Here is a 20,295-nt window from a genome sequence, read left to right as displayed (position 1 = left end):
AATCCCAAGACCAAAAACCCAACACCAAATACCCAAAAACCTAACACCAAATACCCAAAAACCTAACACCAAAAGCCGAGAGCCAGCCGCGCCAAGTGCAGGTACTTCCTTTATTTGTCTCTTCTTCCCACCCCGATTTTTATCCTTTATCATGAACCGTAAATTCTGGCTGCTGCGCGGCCTTCGCTTCGCTTTCTTCGCCGCCTTATTCATTGCCGCGCTGGGCTTCGGCACCATGTATTTGTGGAACTGGCTGATGCCGGACCTCTTCAAGCTGCCCCAAATCAACCTGCTCCAGGCCTACGGGCTGCTGCTGCTGGGGCGCCTGCTGTTCGGCTTCAAGCCCGGCGGCAACAAGCGCGAGTGGGCCCGCCACTACAAGATGAAGCAGCACATGGCCGAGCGCATGAGCAAGCTCAGCACCGAGGAAAAAGAGAAATTCCGCCAGCAGATGCGCGACCGCTGCAGTGCCGCCTGGGGCCGCCCCCGCCCCGCCGATAGCACCCCGGCCGAAGCCAGCGCGTAGCCGTTTCATAACGCCCGGCAGCGGCACTTTTGTTTGCCTTTCCCCGTTAAGCCAGCCCCGGAACCACCCGTTCCGGGGCTTTTTCGTATTCCATTCTGGGCTGGTCGGCGGGCCCGCAGTTATTCGTCCTTTTCTCCTACCGCTATGTTGCACACTTCGACTCTTCTGGGGGCTGTCCTGCTCAGCTTCGGCCTGACCACAGCGGTCCTGGCCCAGCCCAATACTCATACCATCCCCACCCCCGCCCGCTCCCACGCCAAAGCCGCCGATGGGCATACCATCTCCCTGCGTGGGCAGATTGTGGGGCCCGAGGGGCCGCTGCCCGGCGCCATCGTCGCCCTCAAGGGTGGCACCCATTCGGCCATCACCAATTCCAACGGCATGTTTTTGCTCAACGTGCCGGCCGGGGCGCCGCTGCCGGCCATCGTTAGCTTCGCCGGCTTCGAGGATGAGGAAATCACCATCGACCCCAACACCCAGGATGCCACCCTGCGGCTCACCACGGCCCACCCCATCAAGGTGAAGCGCAAGCAAAGCCTGAAAGCCTACATGAAAACTGCCCACAAGCAGGCCCGGCGCGAGTCGCGGGCGTTGAAATAGACAGTGAGTTATGCGTTAATTAAGTATGCGTTTTGAGCTGGTGCTTACAGGTAGCATAACTCATGACTTTTAGTAAAGCCCCGGGGCAACGGCCTCGGGGTTTTCTGCATCAAAGGGGGCAGAACAATCTACTCCATTCTCTCAATGGTACCATTTCCCATGAAAACTACCACCTTCTTTCTGCTCCTCGGTCTGTCGTTTTGCTCGCTGCCCGGCCGCGCCACCCCGCCCACTGCTCCCACCGATACCCTGCTTACGGCCGCGCCCGGACGGGTGTTCTTCGGCACGGTGCGCGGGCCGCAGGGGGCCCTGCCCGGCGCCACCGTGTGGCTGGCCCACACCCGCACCATCGCCGTAGCCGATGCCAACGGGCAGTTTGCCCTGCCCCTGCCCGAAGGCCTGAGCCAGGTAGAAGTAACCTGCGCCTACGCCGGCCTCGAAGCCGAAGTGCTGACCCTGGATGCCAACGCGCCCGCCCCGACGCTGCAGCTGTTGCGCCCCGCTCCCGTAGCGCCCGCCCACCTGGGCACCAACCTGCGCACGCCCTACGAACTGCTGAAGCAACGGGTGCAGCGCGTTACGAAGTAGCACAATAGCGCGGACTCTGTAGTCCGCAAAAGCAAGCGTTTCCACTCGCGGACTACAAAGTCCGCGCTACTACTCAGCCCCGGCCCGCTACGGCCGGGGCTTTTTGCGGCGTTCCTTCGCCGGGCATAAAGTCGCCATTGGCCGGGCCGGGGCTGGACTTGAACGAAGAAAAGCATAGCGCCCGGGAGCTAAAGCTAGGTTTGTATCATCAAAACACACCGCCGCTTTTACGCCCCTCTTTTATGCGCAAGTTCGTACTCCTGACCCTGACTACTGCTTTCACGGCCACCCTGTTTGCCGCTCCGCTGGCGCAGGCCCGGCATGCGCTGGCCGGCAGCACGCCCGTGGTTGCCGCTACTACCGAGCCTACGGCTCCCGCCACCACGGTCATTCGCGGCAAGGTGGTGAGCCCGGCGGGCATCCTGCCCGGGGCGGTTGTCAAGCTCCGGAGCACGCAGCAACTAGCGGTGGCCAATGCCGAGGGCGAGTTTCAGCTGGCGGTGCTTGCGGATGGTGGGCCGCAAGTGGCCACGGTGAGCTTCGCCGGTTTCGAAGACGAGGAAATCATCCTCAATCCCAGTGAGGCCGGCACCAAAGTGTCGCTGGCCAAGGTTCACTTCATCAAAGTGAAGCGCAACCAAAGCCTGAAAGTGTACATGAAAACCGCCCGCAAGCAGTCGCGCAAGGCCTCGCGCTCGGTGCGGCGGTAAGAACGAAGCGGTAGTACGAACCAAAGGTCGGCGGAGCCAATTCCCCGCAGGGGTTCGTACTACCGCTTAGACGTTGTTATAACTGCTAGCTAATGGTGCTAACGGCAAAGTGGTAGTACGAACCCCTGCGGGGAATTGGCTCCGCCGACCTTTGGTTCGTACTACCACTTTGTTCTTTTACAAGCTCACCTTCTTGCTGTTGTCGGCCAGCACGCGGTCTACCAGCTCGTTATACGGGTCGATGGCCGCCCGCTCGGGCAGCCTGGGCACCACGAATTGCAGCTTGTTGGTGCCGGCGTGCAGGCGGCGCTTGGTGAGCAGCAGCGGGGCTACCAGCTTCTGCTGGCCGTCGGGCTGCTCGGGGAAGATGGCCAGGGGCAGGTAGTCGTTGAGCGGCGCGGGGCGCTCGGTGCCGAGGCTGTCGGCCACCAGCTTCTTGCTCTCGATGGTGAGGCTGACCTGGTACTGGCCGTTGGGCAATTTCTTGGCGGTGGCGTCGGTGAGGCGGTTTTCGTAGAGCGTGATGCGGTCGAAAAGGTCAGTGACGAGGCCTTGCAACGAGTCGGGCGTGACGGCCCGGAACTCCTGCACCAGCTGCGGGGCGGTGCTGTAGGGCGCGGTTTCGTAGGCGTGCTTTTGCAGGAAATTGTGGAGGGCTTTATTGACGTTGGCCTCGCCGATGTAGTCCTGCAGGGCGTACATCACGCCCGAACCCTTGCGGTAGTGGATGTAGCCCTGGTTTTCAACCTTCACCAGCGGCACCTCCTTTTTGCGCTCGAAAGCGCGGCCGCTGAGGTAGCTGTTCATCTCATATTTCAGGAACTTGCCCATGTTGTTGGCGCCGTAGCGCTGCTTCATCACCATCAGGGCTGAGTACTGGGCCATGGTTTCGACGAGCATCGTCTCGCCCTGCACGTTGGCGCCGGCAATCTGGTGGCCCCACCACTGGTGCGCCATCTCGTGGGCCGTCACGTAGAAGGGGTAGTCCACATCCTCGGGGTCGTCGGGGTTGACCTTGGCAATGAAGCCGATGCTCTCGGAGAAGGGAATGGTGCCCGCGAAGCTCTGGGCAAAGCTTGCGTATTTCGGAAACTCCACGATGCGCACCTGCGAGTGCTGGTAGGGGCTGAAATTGGCGGTGTAGTATTCGAACGACGCCTTCACGGCCTCAGCCATGCGCTTGAGGTTATACTCGTGGCCCTTCTGGTAGTAGATTTCGATGGGCACCGTGCGGTGGCCGGCGGTGTCGGTCCAGGCATCCTTATATACTTCGTACCGACCCGAGAGGAAGGTGTAGAAGTTGAGCATGGGCTGCTCCATCTTGTAGTGGAAGTAGCGGCGGTCGTTGGAGGTCCACGTTTTCAGGAGGCGGCCGGGGGCGATGGCCGTCTGGTCGGGGCTGGTGCTCACCACGGCCTCGAAGCGAATCCAGTCGGCGTCCTGGCTCAAGCCCATGTTCTGGCGGGCGGCCATATCGGTGGCGGGGCGGGCGCGGTCTTTAGGCTTGAGCTTGTTGCGCTTGCGCACGTCATCGTCGCCGAGCTCGCCGCCCTCGTTGTAGCCGATGCCGGGCAGGTATTGCGAGTTGAAGAACGTGCCGTTCTGCACGATGTCGGTGTTGGAGCCGGAATTGGGGAAGCCCTGCTCGCGGTAGTCGAGCACCAGGTCGAGGCGCAGGGAGTCGCCGGCGGCCAGGGGCTGGGCCAGCCGGTAGAGACGCAGGTGCGAGGTGGTATCGTTGATAACCAGCGTGGCCGGGCGGCCCAGCGCCAGCTGGCGCACGCGGGGCGCGGCGGCAAACACCACCACGATGGAATCGAGCGGGCGGGCGTGCTTGTTTTTCAGCCAGTAGTAGCCGGCGAGGTGCACGCCCCGGGTTTCGGGGTAGATGTCGGCTTTGAGGTTGACTTCGGTGATGCGCGGCTGGGCCACGTCCTTGAGGCGGCGGTACTGCTGCTCGTAGGCCAGCTGGCGTTTTTCCTGCACCTTGGGCGTTACGTACTCGTTCTGCACGTTGGTGTTGTAGAAAATAAAGCTGCCGGTAACGAGCATCGTGAGGCCACCCAGGGCCAGGGCCGTCCAGGCCGGGCGGCCCCAGCGGCGGCGGGCCTCGGTGAGGCGGCCGCTGAAGCGGGCTTCGGTGCCGCGCTGCCAGAGAAGGTTAGCTACCAGGGCCAGCAGCACGGCGCCCGCCGCCCAGTAGAGCTTAAACCAGCCGAAGCCCCACAGGAAATGCCCGTAACCGTTGATATCGGAGTAGCTCACGCCCGGGTCGCCGCCGTAGTCGAGCAGCTTGTGGGTGAGGCCGAGCTGGCTTTTGAAAATGTTCGAGAGGTAGTACACCACCATCACGAAGTGGCCGAGGTACTTGTTGTTTACCAGCACCTGCACCAGCATAGCCAGCACGCAGATGAGCAGAAAATCAGGCAGCTGCACCACGAACAGGGATTCCAGGTACAGGCCCGGCTCGTAGTGGAAGTAGCCTTTCACGGTTTGCAGCAGCAGGCCGCAGGCCATCACCACGGCCAGCAGCACCACCTGAATGAGGCCCAGGGCGGTGAGCTTGCTCAGGAAGGGCACCCAGTTGGGCACGGGCAGGGCGTCGGTAATCTGGGCCACGCCGGCGTCGCGCTCGCGCCACACCAGCTCGCCCGAGTAGTAGGTGATGATAATGAGGATGAAGAGCGAGAAGTTGCCGCTCAGCACGCCCACCATTTCGTTGGTGACGGGGTAGGTTTCGGTGTCGTACATCTTGCCCACCTGCCAGCCCACGGTGAGCGTGAAGATGACGCCCGCGCCCACGATGGCCGCGAAGTACACGCTGCGCACGATGCTGCGAAACTCCAGCTTAGTGAGGCTCCACCACTGCCGGCCGCTCATGGCGCCGCTGAAGAGCTGGCTGACGCGGGGCAGCACCAGCCGGCCGCCCATGCCGGCCACGGCGGTGGGCAGGTCAAGCGCGGCTTCGGCGCGCTTGGCTTTCGAAGGCGCCTTATCGGCGGCGAAGGCCGAGAAGCGGAAGCGGGCGTAGCAGAAGGCCAGCAGCCCGAGCGCGAAGGCCAGCCACACGGCGCGGTTCAGCACCAGATAGTGGCTGAGCGGCAGCAGGCGGGTGTTCTTTTCGGCGGCCGTCCAGTAGCGCGCCGTGTAAGTAAAGGCCGCCCGGCCAAAGCCGTCGATGGCCGAGGCCAGCGTCTCACTGTCGAGGTCGCGGATAAAGGACTGCGACATCAGCGAGAGCATCAGCAGCAGCACCGAGCCGATGTAGATGCTCAACACGTTGCGCGTGAGCGTGGCCAGGGTGAAAAAGATGGCGCCCGTCAGCAGCAGGTTGGGCAGCACCAGCAGCACGAAGGGCCAGAGGTAAGAGCTGAGGTGGAAGGGCCCGACCTTGTCGGCCTCCACGCCCGGCAGCAGCGCGCCAATCCAGCTGCCCAGCATGAGCCCGCTGAATATCAAAGCGCAAATAACGAACGAGCCCCAGAAGCGCCCGCCCAGGTAGCCCGCCTTGGTGATGGGCGTGGTGTAGAACAGCGAGTAGGTGCGGTGCTCAAAGTCGCGGTACACGGGGTTGCCCATCACGGCCGAGGTGATGAGCATGCCGAACATGCTCAGGGCCATGAGCGTGCCGGCGGTGGAGTGCGGCGAGTTGATGAACACCCGGCCGCCGTCGCCGCCCAGGCTGACGTTGACGCCGGAGCCAAAGATGCCGCCGGCGGCGGCCGTGAGCAGGCCCGCCATGAGCGTCATGAGGATGAAGTATATCCACGTAGCCGGGCGGCGGATGCGGTATTTTAATTCGAAGAGAAATATGGGTAAGAACATGATGCAGGAATTTGAAGTGAGAGTTTGCAGCCGGTTCACCCCACCCCCCGGCCCCCTCCCCTTCGGGAGAGGGGGAGCCTGACGATGCCAGAACAGGCAGTAGATGCTCCCCCTCTCCCGAAGGGGAGGGGGCCAGGGGGGTGGGGTTAGCGCCGCTCGCTAATCTGCGCGAAATACACGTCCTCCAAATCCGGCTTCACTTCCTCGAAACCGGCCTCCGGCTTCGTATCACTCAGCACGTGCACAATGGTTTGCCCGGCAAACAAGCGCGAGCTGATAACGTGGTGCTGCGCCTGCACGGCGGCCACCTCGTCTTTGCTCACCAGCTTACGCCACACCTGACCGCGCAGCTGCTCCATCACCGAGAGCGGGTCGCCCGTCAGGCGCACCTGGCCCTGGCTGATGATGGCCATGTGGCGGCAGAGGTCGGTTACGTCGCTCACAATGTGGGTACTGAGGATGACGATGATGTTCTCGCCAATCTCGCTCAGCAGGTTGTGGAAACGGTTACGCTCGGCGGGGTCGAGGCCGGCGGTGGGTTCGTCCACGATGATGAGGCGGGGGTTGCCGAGCAGGGCCTGGGCAATGCCGAAGCGCTGCTTCATGCCGCCGGAGTAGCCGCCCAGGTTTTTCTTGCGGGCGTTCCAGAGGTTGGTTTGCTGCAGCAGGGCTTCCACTATCTCCTTGCGCTCCTTGTTGTTGGCAATGCCTTTGAGCACGGCGAGGTGGTCGAGCAGCTCTTCAGCCGATACGCGGGGGTACACGCCGAACTCCTGGGGCAGGTAGCCCAGCACACGGCGCACGGCATCCTTGTCTTCCAGCACGTTCAGCTCATCGAGCATGATGGAGCCGGTGTCGGCATCCTGCAGCGTGGCGATGGTGCGCATGAGCGAGCTTTTGCCCGCGCCGTTGGGCCCGAGCAGGCCAAACATGCCCGTGGGGATGGTCAGATTGACGTTTTGCAGGGCCCGGGTGCCGTTGGCGTAGGTCTTGCTAAGATTGGTAATGGTGAGCGGCATAGGTGAGGTGAGAAGGTGTAAAAGCGTAGAGAAATAGCCGGGCGAATGATGCAGCCGGCAGGGCTATAGTTGCCCGTAAGGTAGCGCTTGCCTAATGATTTTGTGCCGCAACAATGATTGTGAAAGACTACGGCAGTCGTAATAGCACCTGGTATTTAAGATGATTTGGCACAAACACAAAGCAGTTTGACATAAACTCAATTGTGTTTGATGCAAACTCAATCGTGTTTGGCGTAAACTCAATCGTGTTTGGCGTAAACTCAATTGTGTTTACACCAAACACAAAGCAAACGGAAGCTAACGCAAGGCAAATAGCAGTCATTTGCCTTGCGTTAGCTTCCGTTTGCCTTGAAATTTTAACAAGTCACTACTCCACGGTCAGCTTCGTGCTGTAGGTTTCGCTATCGAGGCTCAGGCGCAGCACGTAGAGGCCCGGCCGGAGCGTGCTCGCTGCCGCCCCCAGCGGCAGTACCGAAGCGCCCGCCGGGTAGCGGCGGCCGGGCAGGCGCAGCACCTCACGGCCCAGCAAATCGGTGAGACTCACCTGCACCTGGGCGCTAGTGGGCAGGTCGAACTGCACGGCGGTTGCGGCAGTGAGTGGGTTGGGGAATACGCGGATGCTGCGCTGCGCCAGGGCCGCCTGCGTACTCAGCACCTCGCAGATGTTTAGCTTGTCGAAGTATAGCGGGTTGTCGGCCACGGCGGCATCGTGGGTGGCGGTGAAGCGCACTTTGAAGTGGGGGCTCTGGCGGTAGGCGGGCGCAATGGGCAGCTGCAGCCTGCGCCAGTCGGCGGGCGTGGCCGGGGCGGCGTTGCGCGAGTAGGCGGTACCGGTCAGGTTGAGCTGCGCGTTGTCGTAAGTGGCCACGTCGGTCCAGGTGGTGCCGCAGTCGAGACTGACGGCCACGGTCAGCGCCACGTTGGCGGCGGCCGAGGCCGCACCGTAGAATTCACTGAAGCTCAGCACCGGGTTGTTGAGGGCGCGCAGGTCGATGTTGGGCGTGATGAGCGTGCTGGTGGCCGTGCCGAAGCCGCCGGTGAGGGCGCGGTTGGGCACCCAGAGGTAGGCACTGCCATCGGCGGCCGCCACGGTGGCCGAGGCCTGGCGGCGCACCCAGCCGTTGCCGGGCGCCTGGTTGGTCGCGCTTTCGAAGCGCGTGGCGTAGTTGCGCTGCGTGGGGGCCGGGTAGTAGTTGGGGAAAGTGGTGTAGGGCTCAAACGACTCGGCCAGCGGGGCCACTTCGCCCGAGCTGGCGCCGCTTACCTGGATGAGCTGGCTGAAGGTAGTGGGAGCGCTGCTGCCCAATGCGTTGCTCACTGTCAGGCTCACGTCGTAGAAGCCGGCCGTGGGGTAGGTTACCGTGGGTGCGGCGGCGGTGGAAGTGGCCGGCGTGCCGCCCGGGAACGACCAGCTGTACGTGAGGGCCGTGCCGGGCGCCACGTTGTACGACTGGTCGTGAAACGTCACGGCCGCGTTCTCGCACAGCACCGTCTGGCTGGGGTAGAACTGCGCCACCGGCGGGCAGGCCGGGGCTACGTAGCCATCGTTGGTGCCGGTAGCCAGCAGGTTGGCGGGGGTCGCAACCTGGGTGCGTATGGTCTGGAGCACGTTGCGCATCAGCGTGCGCTGGCCCTGGGTAAACATGGTGGAGCAACCCGAGTAGTCCATGTAATTCTGCACGTTGGTTACCGGGCCGCAGGGCGCATACGTCAGGTTGCAAGTGGTACTGCCATCGGTGGGCGGGGTGTCGGCCACGTAGTCGGTGTCGGTGCAATTGCCGCTGCTCACGTAGCTGCTGCCCCAGGTGTGCAGCAGGCCAAAGTGGTGGCCAATTTCGTGGGTGGCCACGCGCCGCAGGGCGTTGGCCGGGCTACTGGTGCCCAAGTTGCCGAAGTAGTCGTGGCGCACCACCAGGCCATCCATCGGGCCCGCCGCCATCTGGGGCAAAGGCGAGTAGCCGCCGATGGTGCCGCTCAGGCCTGGCACTACAATGGCATTCACCACCCAGATGTTGAGGTAGCGCTGCGTGTCCCAGCTCACGAGGTTTTGCAGGCGGCCCGAGAAATCATCCACCACCAGCCCCGGGGCGTAGTGCCGGGTGATGCCCGTGGTGCAGCCGCCGCTGGGGTCCAGCCGGGCCAGCCGAAACCGGAAGCCAACGGCCGCCGCCAGCGGCTGAAACAGCGGGCTAGTGCTGGCCGTGTCGGCGTTCTGCTTCTGGTAATCAATGTTGAGCAGCTCAATGGCCGAGGCAATCTGGGCATCCGAAATGTTATCGGCCCCATCGGCATGAATGACGTGGACGACCACCGGAATGGTCACATCGGCCGCCGCCGTGGTGCTGCGCTGTTGCGCCGCGCCCATCGTTGCCAGGCGCTGGTAGAGCGCGTGCTGGGCAGCGCGGGCCTCGGGGTGTTGGGCCAGGTAGCGCTCCTGCACCACCTCGGTACCGCAGACGTGGTGAGCAGCAGCGGGCGCAGTGGTTTGAGCGCCGGCCAGCAGGGTGCTCAGGCCGCAGACGGCGGCGAAAAGAACGGAGGTTAGTTTTTTCAGCATGGTGAAGGTTGAAAAGACAGTAAGACAAATCAGTAGCCGGCCAGCGAGTTGGGCGCTTGATGCGACTTCAGCGGACATAGTTGCCCAGAAGGCGCCGGCCAGCGGGCTTTCTTGGGAGTTATTCGTAAGATGAGCGGGCGCTTACTTGCCGGTTTCCAGGGCCTTGATGGCGGCTTCCTCGGCGGCGGTGGCGGCTACCACGTTGCCCTCATTCCAGTAGGGCCGCTGGTAGCTGGTGCCGCGCTGGTAGAGCGTGCCGTCGTACTGCTCCTTGCGGGGAATGGGCGCGGGGTTGTTCAACAAGCTGCGCACCAGCATGTCGCTCGTGAAGGCGTAGCGCGTCAGCACGCCGTCCTTGGTCACATCCATGAAGTACTCAAAACGCACGAAGCTGGGGTAGAGCCGGCCGTTGTGCTCGCGGTAATCGGTGCGCTGGCGGTATTGCGTGAGCTGGGCCTTGGTGCCAAACAGGCTGAGGCCGAACAGGTACTGCTGTAAGTTTTTCGGCACCTCACTCTCGATATGCTGAATGGTGAGCGTGCGGCGGTCGATGCGCACAATGGCCTGGCGCAGGTGGTCCTGCTCGTGGGTGGCGGGGGTGCAGCGCACTTCGTAGTAGGGCGCTTCGGCCGCACCGGCGGGCGTTTCGAGCAGCACGTAGGTGTAGAGCTTGAACTTCGTGCTGTCGAGGAAAGGATTGTGGTAGAGCGGGTCATAAAAGGCCCCTATTTTATCCACGCTCACCGGGTTGGGAATGGCTGCCGCCGCATCCTGCTTGCTCAGCGCCAGCTGGCCGGCGCGCGACTGCTGCACCCGCGCCTGCACCTGCGGGCTGCGCGGCCGGCGCGGGTTGCCTTCGATGTAGTAGTCCACCAGCGCATCGGCAAACTTGGCTACCTGGCCGTTGTAGTTGGTAAACTCGCGGTAGTAGGCCTGCAAACCCAACGGGCTGGCCAGCCGGGCCGTCGTGTTGCGCACGGCCTGCCGCAGCAGGGCGTCGGGCTTCAGGGCCGTCACCACCACTTCCTGCAGGGTATAGCTCTGGGGCTGCAGGCGCAGGATGAGCGGCATGGGCAGCGCCCGGGCGGCCAGCGTGAGCGGGGCGTAGCCCAGGGCCTGCACCCGCACGCTATCGGTGCCGGCGGGCAGTTCCAGCCGGAAGCTGCCTTCGATGTTTGATACCGTGCCGCCCGGGCGGCCGGGCACGGCCAGCGTGGCAAACGGCACGGGCAATTGCGTGCGGGCATCAATCACGGTGCCGCTGAGCGGGGCGGTGGGCTGGGCCAGGGCGGCCGTAGCAAGCAGCAGGCTGGCCAGCAGCATATAGCTAACGGAGCGCAGCAGCACATAGCTAACGGAGCGCAGCAGCACGAGGGACAGATGAATCTTCATAGTGAGAAGCAAAACAGGTGCGTTGGTTTGATGGCTCAAAGGTCTGAAGCCGGCGCGGCATGCGCTATTTTTAGTGACCTTTACGCGGCAGAAAATGACCAACGCCCACTCCCGGCGGACCAACGCGGTTCGTCATTTCAGTTTGCGGCCAGCGGGAACCCGGCAATACTTTTGCAGCATGAAAATCAATCGTTTTTGGCGAAACCGGGTGCTGCGGCACCTGCTGGGCTGGCTGCTGCTGGTAAGCATCATCGCGGCGATGTTTCTGGCGGTGCTGCCGGCGGCCAAAGCCGAGGAAATGCTGCGCAGCATCCCGCTGCACCTGGCGCTGCTGGCCGTGCCCATCTACTTGCATTTCTGGGTACTGGGCCGCTTGCTGGAGCAGCGCCGCTACGGCCGCTACGCGCTGGCCACGCTGGGCATCGTGCTGTTTGGCACCCTGCTCGATGCCTTTTTCGACTCGCCGCGCATCACGGTCATTGGCAACGACGAAGTGTATGACCTGTCCGATTTTGCAAATGCGTCCACCGGTATTCTCTTCGCCCTGTTGGTTACCACGGTTATCCGCTACACCCGCCGCGGCATCATCAGTCATTTCCAGATGCAAAAGCTCCGCGCCCTGCAGCTCGAAACCGAGCTCAGCCTGCTCAAGGCGCAGGTCAACCAGCACTTCCTGTTCAATACCCTCAACAACCTCTACGGCCTCAGCCTCACCGCCCCCGCGCAAATGCCCGAGGCGCTGCTGCAGCTGGCCGGCCTCATGCGCTACCAGCTCGACAGCTCGCGCCAAAACACCGTGACCGTGGGGACAGAGGCCGAATATCTGGCCAACTACATCGGCCTCGAAAAACTGCGCCTGCGCAGCAACACCCAGGTCGAATTCACCACCGACCTCCCCTACCCCGACCGCCCGCTGGCCCCGCTGCTGCTGCTGCCCTTAGTAGAAAACTGCTTCAAGCACGCCATCGGCCCCAGCGGCGAAAATACCATTCGCATTCAACTCAGCCAGAGCGACGTGGGCCTCACCCTGCGCACCGACAACAGCGTGCCGCCGCACTTCCGCCCCGCGCCCTCGGGCCTGGGGCTGCCTAACTTGCGGGCGCGGCTGGACCAGTTTTATCCCGGAAATCGGCACCAGTTTACGGTAGAGGCTACCGAAGCACATTACCAGGCTACGCTAGCGCTGGTACTGTAAAGCTGATTGTTGGGTGTTGGGTGTTGGGTGTTGGGTGTTGGGCGTTGGGCGTTGGGTATTGGGTGTTGGGTGTTGGGTGTTGGGTGTTGGGTGTTGGGAATCAATTTTTAATTTTTAATTCATAATTTTTAATTCCAATGCCCGCTCCGCTCCGCTGTCTACTGGTTGATGATGAACCGCTGGCCCACACCGTCATGCGGACGTACCTCGACCGGCTGCCCGCCCTGGCCATCTGGGCCGGCAGCTGCTACGGGGCCATCGAGGCCCTCACGTTTTTGCAGACTACACCCGTCGACGTGCTGTTTCTGGACGTGGACATGCCCGAGCTCACTGGCCTGGAGCTGCTGCGCGCCCTGCCGCAGCCGCCGGCCGTAGTGCTCTGCACCGCCCACGCCGCCCACGCCCTCGATGCGTTCGACCTTGGCGTGGTTGACTACCTGCTGAAGCCCATTCGATTTGAGCGGTTTATTAAAACCATCAACCGGCTGCACGCGGGCCATATTGCGACCCCGGCCCCGGCAGTTGCGCCGGCTCTACCAGTGCCCACCCCCACTCCCGCCGAGCCCGCTACCGATTCTATTTTCCTGAAGACCGACGCCGGCACCGAGCGGGTGCGGCTGGCCGATTTGTGCTTCGTGGAAGGCTACGGCAATTTCGTGAAGTGCCACCTGGCCTCGGGCCGCGTGCTGCTCACCGCCGAGACGATGAAGCAGATGGAAAGCCAGCTGGCCAGCGCCCGGTTTCTGCGCGTCCACAAGTCGTACCTGGTGAATCTGGCCAGCGTGGAGCGCCTGAGAGGCAACGTGCTGCGCGTAGGCGGCGCCGAGGTGCCGGTGGGCAACACCTACCGGCAGGACGTGCTGCGGGCGTTGAAGTAACCCCAGCCCCCTCCCCTTCGGGAGAGGGGGAGCCTGACGATTTTCAATTGAAAACAATACTGCGCATGATTGGCTCCCCCTCTCCCGAAGGGGAGGGGGCTGGGGGGTGGGGTGCGCTACTGTCCACCGCCCTGGCGGCCGCCGCCGCCCTTCACGTCGTCGTTGCGAATCTGCTTGCGCTGCTTGCCTTGCTGCTCTTGCCCGAAGCGGTAGTTGAACGACACCCGAAAGCTGCGCTGGTACGCTCGAAACTCGTTGTTTTCGCTGAAGAAAGGCGTATCGAGACGGTTTTGATAAGCCCAGTAGCTGTTGAAGGGGTTGGCCACGTTCAGCGTCAGGTCGGCCTTCTTCTTGAGCAGCTGCTTTTTCACCGCAAAGCCGTAGAACAGGTTGGCGGGGCCGCGGCCCTGCAAATCGGGCATCGGCAACGAGCCGAAGGCGAAGGCACTGAGGGTAAAATCTTTGGGCAGGCGGTAGGAGCTGTTCAGGTTGAGGCCGCCAGTGAAACCCTCGCGGCGAATGCCCAGCGCCGGGCTGCGGCGGGTGATGTACTGCACGTCGGGCCCGCCGCTGATGTCCCACTTGGGCAGGGGCTTGGCCGAGAAATACACGTTGAACTGGTAGTAAGCGTTGGCCGCCACGTTGCGGAAAGTGCTTTCCGTCACGCCCGCCGAGTCGGAAGGAATGGTGACCTGCTCAATGGCATTGTTGGTACGGCGGGCCGACAGCGACATATTCAGCGACACACTCTTGACCATCGTATTGTAGCTCAGTTCGTAGGAGTCCGTTAGCTCGGGGTCGAGGTTGGGGTTGCCGTAGTTGATGTTCGATGGGTCGGCGCGGTTGACGAAGGGGTTGAGGAAGTCGATGTACGGCCGGGTGATGCGGCGGCTGTAGGCCGCGCGCACGCTGGTGGTGTCGTTGAAGGCGTATTGCGCGCTGCCGTTGGGCAATACCGAGATAAAGTCACGGGCAAAGCCGGTTTCGGTGGTGCGGAAGTTGGCTTTCAGGTCGGTGCGCTCGGCGCGGGTGCCCAGGCTCAGGTTCAGCTTCTTGCCCAGCTTAAAGGAGTAGATACCGTAAAGCGCCTGCACGTTCTGGTCGTAATCGAAGTCGGTGGCCCGGCGTAGCGAGCGGCCAAAACCAGTATCGGTGGCCGCCGTGAGCGTGTCCACGTCGGCGTTGGAGCCGGTGTTGCGGAAAATGGCTTTGGCGCCAAATTCCAGCGTCTGGTCTTTGCCCAGGGGCTGCACGTAGTCGGTTTGCAGGGTGATTTCGTGGCCGGGCTGGCGGCCGCGGCTGCGCTCGGTGTAGTCGGGGCGGCCTGTCAGGGCATCGGGCAAGCGGTTGTAATACTGGTCGAAATCGTAGCCGAAGGTGCTGCCGTTGGTCGAATACTGGCCTAGCACGCTCCACTCGCGGCGGGGCTGCTTAAAGGTGCGCGTGTAAGTGGCGGTCAGGTCGGCGTTGGTGCCGCTAAATACATTGACGGCGCGTCGGCTGAAGAGGCTGCCCGTGCCATCAGCCAGCACGGTCTGGTTGAGCGGGGTTTGCTTGTTGTCGCCGGCATAGTGGTTGAAGGTGCCGGCCAGGCTGAAGCTGTGGTGCTCGGCAGGGTCGAAGTCGAGGCCCATCGTCACGTACTGCCAGCCGCCTTGATTGTCGCCTTCGCTGCGCTGCGTCACGCGGCTTTGCAGGTTGCCGGCGGCGTCGAAGCTGGTGCGGTTGCGCTGGAACTCCATGGGGTTGTACCAGTTGCCCACGCTGGCCGACGAGGTGAAGCCAAACTTGCCCTGCCGGAAGTTCAGTCCGGCCTCCAGGCCCCGGTTGCGGTTGCCGCCGAAGGCATTCACGTTGCCGTTCAGCTTCTGGTTCACGCCCTTTTTCAGCACGATGTTGATGATGCCCGCCGTGCCTTCGCCGTCGTACTTGGCCGGCGGCGTGGTGATGACCTCCACGCTCTGAATGTTTTCGGCCGGAATGCTTTTTAGGGCATCCTTGAGGTTCGCCGCCATGGTGGGCGAGGGCTTATTATTAATCAGCACCTTGAAATTGGCCGAGCCGCGCATGGTCACGTTACCTTCGCCGTCGACGGCCAGCAGGGGGGCTTTGCGCAGCACGTCCTGGGCGTTGCCGCCGGCGTTGGTGGCGTCCTGGGCGGCGTTGTACACGAGGCGGTCGGGGCGCACTTCCACCACTGGCTTGGTGCCCACTACCACGGCTTCGCCCAGTTGCTGGGTGGCCCCGGCCAGCCGGATGGAGCCCACCTTGGTGTCGTCGCCGGCGCTTACGGTGATATTGCGACTTTGCGTAGTGAAGCCGACGAAGCTGATTTGCAGGCGGTAGTTACCGGCCGCTACTTTACTGATGCTGAAGCGGCCCTGCTCATCGGCGGCCACGCCGGTCACGGGCGTGTTGTCGGTAGTGGCGGCGGGCAGCAGGGCCACGGTGGCGTAGGGCACGGGCTCCTTTTTCAATGAATCGAGCACCACGCCGCTGATGCTGCCCAGCGAAGCCACCGGCGCGGCCGTGGCGGTGCCTTGAGCGTGAGAGGACATCGGCCAGGAGGCCAGCAGTAGCGCCAAAAGCAGCAGTGAGCAGATAGAAGTTAGGCGCATGATGAAGGAGTAAAGCAGCGAAATTCGGGCTATGGATGCTGGGGCACGGTCAAACGTTGCCTTTGGCCAGATTATTTTATTTGACATGGCCGGTTAGCGCTGGGCGGGTTCGTAGGTCATGCGCAGCTGCCCGGTGTCGCCGGTCACGTCCAGCTCCAGCACGGCCTGCTTCGTTCCCAGGTTGATAAGCCGGGCGGTGGAGCCGGCCGCAAACTTCAGGCGGGCGGTGGCGCCGGGGGCCAGCGTGCCGCGCCCAATGGCTGGCCCTGTGCGGGGCTCTTCGCGCACTGCTACCGGCACGGGGCCCACGTTCCGGCCCTGCACGGTGAAGGCGCCGGGCTGGCCGCCGCCCAGCAGAAACTGTTTGCCCGCATCGATGAGCAGGTGCGAGTGGAGGGTGGCGGGGGCCGCCGCCAGGCTCAGGCTGGCGAGGGCGGCAAGGAGGAGGTTTTTCATGGGTAATGGGGGTGAGGAAAAAGAATGGCCCAAAGGTCTTTTTCCAGCCCACGCCCGTCGCCCCATATCCCGAATTGGGACGTCCCAAGTTATGATTTGGGCCGCGCCACCTCGTTGGGCGGGTGGCCCATTAGCTTCTTGAACACCCGGTTAAAGGTTGATTTAGAATTGAAACCACAATCCAGCGCCACGCCAATCAGCGAGTAGTGGGCAAAGCGCGGGTCGGCCAGCCGGGCGGCGGCGGCCCGCACCCGGTAGCTGTTCACGAAGTCGTTGAAGTTTTGTCCGCAGCCCGCGTTGATGGTGCGCGAGAGCTGGGCCGGGGCCGCTTTGAGGCGGTGCGCGAGCTCGGTCAGGCTGAGCTCGGGCTCCAGCCAGGGCTGCTCGGTGGCCATTAAAGTCAGCAGCTTTTCGCGCAGGGCCAGCAGCTCGGGCGTTAGCTCGGCGGCGGCAACGGGAGCCGGCGCAAGGGCCGCCGCAGCGGCCGCCGGCGCGGCCTCCACCGCCAGCACAACGGGCGGCAGCTCCGCCGCCGGCGGCACGGGGGCCGGGGCGGCATCGAAGCGCAGCGGGCTGCTGGCGGCGGCGTAGTTGGCCTGAATGCCCACCACGATGAGCCCGTAAATCAGCCCGCCGCGCAGGGCGAAGAAGTTCCAGGCTTCGTCGTAGCTGAACGGCCCCAGCACGGCATCCAAGCCGGTATAGAGCAGATTCAACCCCAGCCAGGTGAGCTGCAGCAGCAGCAGCTGGCGCAGGCCCGAGAAGCGCAGCCGCTCGGGGTCCGAGAAGTTGTCGTCGAGGTAGCGGCGGTAGCGGCGGTAGTCGGCCAGCATGCGCAGGCCGTAGCCCAGCAGCAGCGCGTAGCCCAGCAGCGCCAGCGGCGTGCTCAGGGCATCGAGGGCCACGGCGGCGGGCCCTTTGGTGCCGTAGTGCTCCGGCAGGGGCTGCCCGCGCAGGCCGCGCAGCCAAAGCAGGTCGTAGAGGGCGGCGGCCCCGAACAAGGCCAGCTGCGCCAGGCCCGGCCCCAGGTGCCGCCGCAGCGGCCGCAGCCGGAATTCCTGATTGGTGAGGCTGCGGAAATACAGATAGTATGCCGGGCCCAGGGCCAGTCCCAGCTGCCAGGGCACGTAAAACATGGTGGTGGAGTAGCCGTCGTGACTGTCGTACCAGCCGGCGTAGCCCAGCATCCACTGCGCCACGTTCAGCGTGGGCAGCAGGATGAGCAGGGCCAGCAGCCCGTCGGTGGGGGTGCCGCGCCGCCATCCCCGCCCCAGCAGCCACAGCGCCGCCACCAGGCCGGGCATCACGAAGGGCAGCAGTAAGGAGCTGCGCAGGCCGAAGCTGAATAACATGGCCGCGAAAGTACGCGCCGTTTGCTGGTTGCGGGCCGGGGCCGGCCTGGTTTGCGCCGATGCGGCCCTGCGCTTATCTTTACTTTTTCGTAACACTCCGCCGGCCATGAACATCCTCCGCCACGTCAACCTCAACCGCATCTTCTTTGTGGACATTGAAACCGTGTCGGGCCACGCCACGCACGGCGAGCTGTCGGAGGTGCATTCGCTGCTGTGGGAGAAATTCTGCTCGAAACGGCACTCCAAGGAGCTCGAAGCCGGCCAGACCCACGCCGAGCTCTACCCCAACGCCGGCCTCTACGCCGAGTTCGGCAAGATTGTGTGCATCTCGGTGGGCTTCTTCCGCTACCTGCCCGACAATACCCTGGAGTTCCGCACCAAGTCCTTTGCCGACGACGATGAGTGCGTGGTGCTGCGCGGCTTCCGGCAGTTTCTGGACCGCTACCAGCCCTACGGCCCGGCCCGCTACGCCAAGCTGGAAGCCGCCACGCCCGACGGCCACTTCCTCTGCGCCCACAACGGCCGCGAGTTCGACTACGGCTACCTGGGCCGCCGCATGCTCATCTGCGGCCAGAGCATCCCGCCCATGCTCGACGTGGCCGGCTTCAAGCCCTGGGAACTGCCCCACCTGCTCGACACGATGGACCTCTGGAAGTTCGGCGACAACAAGGGCTTCATCAGCCTGCCGCTGCTGGCGGGGGTCTTCAACATCCCCTCCCCTAAAGACGACATCGACGGCTCGCAGGTGGGCCACACCTACTGGGTCGAGAAAGACCTGGCCCGCATCAAAACCTACTGCGAGAAAGATGTGCTGACCACGGCCCGCGTGTACCTGCATTTCAACGGCATGCAGGATTTGTGGCCGCTGGTGCAGCACACCTCGGCCACGGCCGCCGTCGATTCGATGATGCGCGTGGTGTAGTATGTTTTACGACATCTATGGCCTTTCGCTGGAGCGCAACTCGGCTACTGTCGAGCGTTTTCTGGCTCGTTTCTGCTGGCGCGCGGGCCTCGAGCCACTGACAGATACATTCTTACAGGTCTGGCCTCGTGAGAAATATCCGACTGTCCCAATGGTTGAGCTTGACATACATTCCATCGCCGAATTAACGGACTACGCCGAGCGTAATCCAACCCACGGCTTCAATTTCTACACGCAGGTCGCACTACGTTCCGATATCAAGACCGTTATTATCAAATTCACCTACGACGCAAAGGTGGTATTTGGGATTTCTATCACGGATTGGGGCGACAATTATTCCCAAGCTCACGCGATAGAAAAGGAAATCAGAGAAATTACCCAGGCATATAAGAGTTACATCTCCTTAGAATATCCTCCTGCTGACGATGAGGAAGAGTTCGATGAAGACATGATTGTGTGGCCATACGAGCCTGATAACTGCACGTAGGTGCAACGTTACTCCACCACAATCCACGGCTCCCCCGCCACATACGCCCGCAGTTCCCCAAACGACTCCAGCACCAGCCCATGCCGGGCAAACAGGGCCCGCGCCTCGTCCTCGGCCGGGCCGGGCGTCACGCACACCAGCAGGCCACCCGAGGTCTGGGGGTCGCAGAGGTAGTGTTTCTGCTCGGCCGTTAGCTCGCTCACTTTGTGGCCGTAGCTCTGGAAGTTGCGTATGGTGCCGCCGGGCACGGCGCCTTGCTGCAAGTACGTGTCGGCCGCGGCAATGCGCGGCACCCGGGAGTAGTCGATGACGGCCTGCAGGCGGCTGCCTTCGCACACCTCGGCCAGGTGGCCGAGCAGGCCGAAGCCGGTGACGTCGGTCATGGCCGTGATGCCGGCGATGGCGCCCAGCTCGGCGCCTATCTTGTTGAGCTGGCGCATCTGGGCCGGGGCTACGTCGGCATCGGCGGGGCTGAGCAGGCCGCGCTTCTGGGCGGTGCTGAGGATGCCCACGCCCAGCGGCTTGGTGAGGTAGAGGCGGCTGCCGGCGGTGGCCGTGTCGTTGCGCTTGAGGTTGGATTCATTAACCAAACCCGTCACGGCCAGCCCGAAAATGGGCTCGGGCGAGTCGATGCTATGGCCGCCGGCCAGCGGGATGCCCGCCTCGGCGCAGATGGCGCGGGCGCCTTCCGTGACGCGGGCCGCCACCTCGGGGGCCAGCTTGTCGATGGGCCAGCCCAGCACGGCAATGGCCAGCAGCGGCCGCCCGCCCATGGCATACACGTCGGAAATGGCATTGGCCGAGGCGATGCGCCCGAAGTCGAAGGCATCGTCGACGATGGGCATGAAGAAGTCGGTGGTGCTGATGACGCACTGGCCATCCGGGCCCGGCAGGCGGTACACGGCGGCATCGTCGCGGCTGCCGTTGCCCACCAGCAGGTTTTCGTAGTTGGGTTGCGGCAGGTTGCTGTGCAGGATTTTATCGAGCACACCGGGCGCGATTTTGCAGCCGCAGCCCGCGCCGTGGGAGTATTGGGTGAGGCGGATTTCGGGGGTGGAGGTGGTTTCGGGATTCATGGGTTAAATCGTTAGCAGTTAATCAGCCCCAACCAAGAGTCAGCCAAGCTAAAGCGGCGACATGCGGGTAGTGTGGGCAAACCCCAACGGGGTT

General features: G+C 63.2%; 16 protein-coding genes. 8 read left to right on the top strand and 8 right to left on the bottom strand.

Translation table 11 applies throughout. The features are described 5' to 3' along the window. The first annotated feature begins 151 nt into the window (after positions 1-151). The 4 genes from Q5H93_RS20405 (at position 152) to Q5H93_RS20390 (ending at position 2,424) form a co-directional block, all read left to right on the top strand. A complete protein-coding gene (locus Q5H93_RS20405) occupies positions 152-526 on the top strand; it encodes a hypothetical protein (RefSeq protein ID WP_305008541.1) in 375 nt (124 codons plus the stop codon). Between the two features lie 144 nt (positions 527-670). Continuing rightward, the gene (locus tag Q5H93_RS20400; protein WP_305008540.1) at positions 671-1,126 is read left to right on the top strand and encodes a carboxypeptidase-like regulatory domain-containing protein; all 456 of its coding nucleotides are present in this window, start codon (positions 671-673) and stop codon (positions 1,124-1,126) included. A 159-nt stretch (positions 1,127-1,285) separates the two neighbouring features. Further along, positions 1,286-1,714, top strand: a complete 429-nt coding sequence (locus tag Q5H93_RS20395) for a carboxypeptidase-like regulatory domain-containing protein (RefSeq protein WP_305008538.1) — start codon at positions 1,286-1,288, stop codon at positions 1,712-1,714. Positions 1,715-1,956: 242 nt separating this feature from the next. Next, on the top strand, positions 1,957-2,424 hold the full coding sequence (locus Q5H93_RS20390) for a peptidase associated/transthyretin-like domain-containing protein (protein WP_305008537.1): 468 nt from the start codon (positions 1,957-1,959) through the stop codon (positions 2,422-2,424). 177 nt (positions 2,425-2,601) lie between these two features. Here the strand turns inward: Q5H93_RS20390 and Q5H93_RS20385 are convergent, their stop codons facing one another. From Q5H93_RS20385 to Q5H93_RS20370, 4 genes are all read right to left on the bottom strand, one after another. Further along, a complete protein-coding gene (locus tag Q5H93_RS20385; RefSeq protein ID WP_305008536.1) occupies positions 2,602-6,249 on the bottom strand; it encodes an ABC transporter permease/M1 family aminopeptidase in 3,648 nt (1,215 codons plus the stop codon). Between the two features lie 146 nt (positions 6,250-6,395). Beyond that, positions 6,396-7,268 carry an ABC transporter ATP-binding protein gene (locus Q5H93_RS20380; protein WP_305008535.1) on the bottom strand — a complete coding sequence of 291 codons (873 nt, stop codon included), beginning with the start codon at positions 7,266-7,268 and terminating at the stop codon, positions 6,396-6,398. A gap of 367 nt (positions 7,269-7,635) precedes the next feature. Beyond that, on the bottom strand, positions 7,636-9,825 hold the full coding sequence (locus Q5H93_RS20375; RefSeq protein ID WP_305008534.1) for a M43 family zinc metalloprotease: 2,190 nt from the start codon (positions 9,823-9,825) through the stop codon (positions 7,636-7,638). A 141-nt stretch (positions 9,826-9,966) separates the two neighbouring features. Further along, positions 9,967-11,217 carry a carboxypeptidase-like regulatory domain-containing protein gene (locus tag Q5H93_RS20370; protein ID WP_305008533.1) on the bottom strand — a complete coding sequence of 417 codons (1,251 nt, stop codon included), beginning with the start codon at positions 11,215-11,217 and terminating at the stop codon, positions 9,967-9,969. A 178-nt stretch (positions 11,218-11,395) separates the two neighbouring features. Here Q5H93_RS20370 and Q5H93_RS20365 point away from each other — a divergent pair, with 178 nt between their 5' ends. Together Q5H93_RS20365 and Q5H93_RS20360 are read left to right on the top strand one after the other, a co-directional pair. Beyond that, positions 11,396-12,412 (top strand): sensor histidine kinase, encoded by a 1,017-nt coding sequence (locus tag Q5H93_RS20365; RefSeq protein WP_305008532.1) that lies wholly within the window; start codon positions 11,396-11,398, stop codon positions 12,410-12,412. A gap of 137 nt (positions 12,413-12,549) precedes the next feature. Then, complete coding sequence (locus Q5H93_RS20360) at positions 12,550-13,290, top strand: LytR/AlgR family response regulator transcription factor (protein ID WP_305008531.1); 741 nt, start codon at positions 12,550-12,552, stop codon at positions 13,288-13,290. 116 nt (positions 13,291-13,406) lie between these two features. On the opposite strand, the gene Q5H93_RS20355 is transcribed toward Q5H93_RS20360, so the two are convergent. The 3 genes from Q5H93_RS20355 to Q5H93_RS20345 all read right to left on the bottom strand — a co-directional run bounded on the left by Q5H93_RS20355 (position 13,407) and on the right by Q5H93_RS20345 (position 17,716). Further along, positions 13,407-15,908, bottom strand: coding sequence for a TonB-dependent receptor domain-containing protein (locus Q5H93_RS20355; protein WP_305008530.1), 2,502 nt, complete (start codon positions 15,906-15,908; stop codon positions 13,407-13,409). Positions 15,909-16,001: 93 nt separating this feature from the next. Continuing rightward, positions 16,002-16,364, bottom strand: a complete 363-nt coding sequence (locus Q5H93_RS20350; RefSeq protein WP_305008529.1) for a hypothetical protein — start codon at positions 16,362-16,364, stop codon at positions 16,002-16,004. Positions 16,365-16,453: 89 nt separating this feature from the next. Beyond that, positions 16,454-17,716: a helix-turn-helix domain-containing protein gene (locus tag Q5H93_RS20345; RefSeq protein ID WP_305008528.1), complete on the bottom strand. Its 1,263-nt coding sequence runs from the start codon at positions 17,714-17,716 to the stop codon at positions 16,454-16,456. A 106-nt stretch (positions 17,717-17,822) separates the two neighbouring features. Between Q5H93_RS20345 and Q5H93_RS20340 the strand changes: the two genes are divergently transcribed. Next, positions 17,823-18,638 carry a 3'-5' exonuclease family protein gene (locus Q5H93_RS20340; protein WP_305008527.1) on the top strand — a complete coding sequence of 272 codons (816 nt, stop codon included), beginning with the start codon at positions 17,823-17,825 and terminating at the stop codon, positions 18,636-18,638. Between the two features lies 1 nt (position 18,639). Then, on the top strand, positions 18,640-19,125 hold the full coding sequence (locus Q5H93_RS20335) for a hypothetical protein (RefSeq protein WP_305008526.1): 486 nt from the start codon (positions 18,640-18,642) through the stop codon (positions 19,123-19,125). A gap of 8 nt (positions 19,126-19,133) precedes the next feature. Here the strand turns inward: Q5H93_RS20335 and selD are convergent, their stop codons facing one another. Further along, positions 19,134-20,201 carry a selenide, water dikinase SelD gene (selD, locus tag Q5H93_RS20330; RefSeq protein ID WP_305008525.1) on the bottom strand — a complete coding sequence of 356 codons (1,068 nt, stop codon included), beginning with the start codon at positions 20,199-20,201 and terminating at the stop codon, positions 19,134-19,136. Between the last annotated feature and the right edge of the window lie 94 nt (positions 20,202-20,295).

Origin of the sequence: Hymenobacter aranciens, from assembly GCF_030580865.1 — a bacterium.
Classification (GTDB): Bacteria; Bacteroidota; Bacteroidia; order Cytophagales; family Hymenobacteraceae; genus Hymenobacter; species Hymenobacter aranciens.
The sequence above is the reverse complement of the archived record's forward strand: the minus strand, read 5'-3'. Positions and strand labels throughout refer to the sequence as shown.

Bases quoted from the DNA above. Each gene is read 5' to 3' on its own strand.
- Q5H93_RS20405 (WP_305008541.1), top strand. From the start codon at position 152: ATGAACCGTAAATTCTGGCTGCTGCGCGGCCTTCGCTTCGCTTTCTTC.
- Q5H93_RS20400 (WP_305008540.1), top strand. From the start codon at position 671: ATGTTGCACACTTCGACTCTTCTGGGGGCTGTCCTGCTCAGCTTCGGC.
- Q5H93_RS20395 (WP_305008538.1), top strand. From the start codon at position 1,286: ATGAAAACTACCACCTTCTTTCTGCTCCTCGGTCTGTCGTTTTGCTCG.
- Q5H93_RS20390 (WP_305008537.1), top strand. From the start codon at position 1,957: ATGCGCAAGTTCGTACTCCTGACCCTGACTACTGCTTTCACGGCCACC.
- Q5H93_RS20385 (WP_305008536.1), bottom strand. From the start codon at position 6,249: ATGTTCTTACCCATATTTCTCTTCGAATTAAAATACCGCATCCGCCGC.
- Q5H93_RS20380 (WP_305008535.1), bottom strand. From the start codon at position 7,268: ATGCCGCTCACCATTACCAATCTTAGCAAGACCTACGCCAACGGCACC.
- Q5H93_RS20375 (WP_305008534.1), bottom strand. From the start codon at position 9,825: ATGCTGAAAAAACTAACCTCCGTTCTTTTCGCCGCCGTCTGCGGCCTG.
- Q5H93_RS20370 (WP_305008533.1), bottom strand. From the start codon at position 11,217: ATGAAGATTCATCTGTCCCTCGTGCTGCTGCGCTCCGTTAGCTATGTG.
- Q5H93_RS20365 (WP_305008532.1), top strand. From the start codon at position 11,396: ATGAAAATCAATCGTTTTTGGCGAAACCGGGTGCTGCGGCACCTGCTG.
- Q5H93_RS20360 (WP_305008531.1), top strand. From the start codon at position 12,550: ATGCCCGCTCCGCTCCGCTGTCTACTGGTTGATGATGAACCGCTGGCC.
- Q5H93_RS20355 (WP_305008530.1), bottom strand. From the start codon at position 15,908: ATGCGCCTAACTTCTATCTGCTCACTGCTGCTTTTGGCGCTACTGCTG.
- Q5H93_RS20350 (WP_305008529.1), bottom strand. From the start codon at position 16,364: ATGAAAAACCTCCTCCTTGCCGCCCTCGCCAGCCTGAGCCTGGCGGCG.
- Q5H93_RS20345 (WP_305008528.1), bottom strand. From the start codon at position 17,716: ATGTTATTCAGCTTCGGCCTGCGCAGCTCCTTACTGCTGCCCTTCGTG.
- Q5H93_RS20340 (WP_305008527.1), top strand. From the start codon at position 17,823: ATGAACATCCTCCGCCACGTCAACCTCAACCGCATCTTCTTTGTGGAC.
- Q5H93_RS20335 (WP_305008526.1), top strand. From the start codon at position 18,640: ATGTTTTACGACATCTATGGCCTTTCGCTGGAGCGCAACTCGGCTACT.
- selD (WP_305008525.1), bottom strand. From the start codon at position 20,201: ATGAATCCCGAAACCACCTCCACCCCCGAAATCCGCCTCACCCAATAC.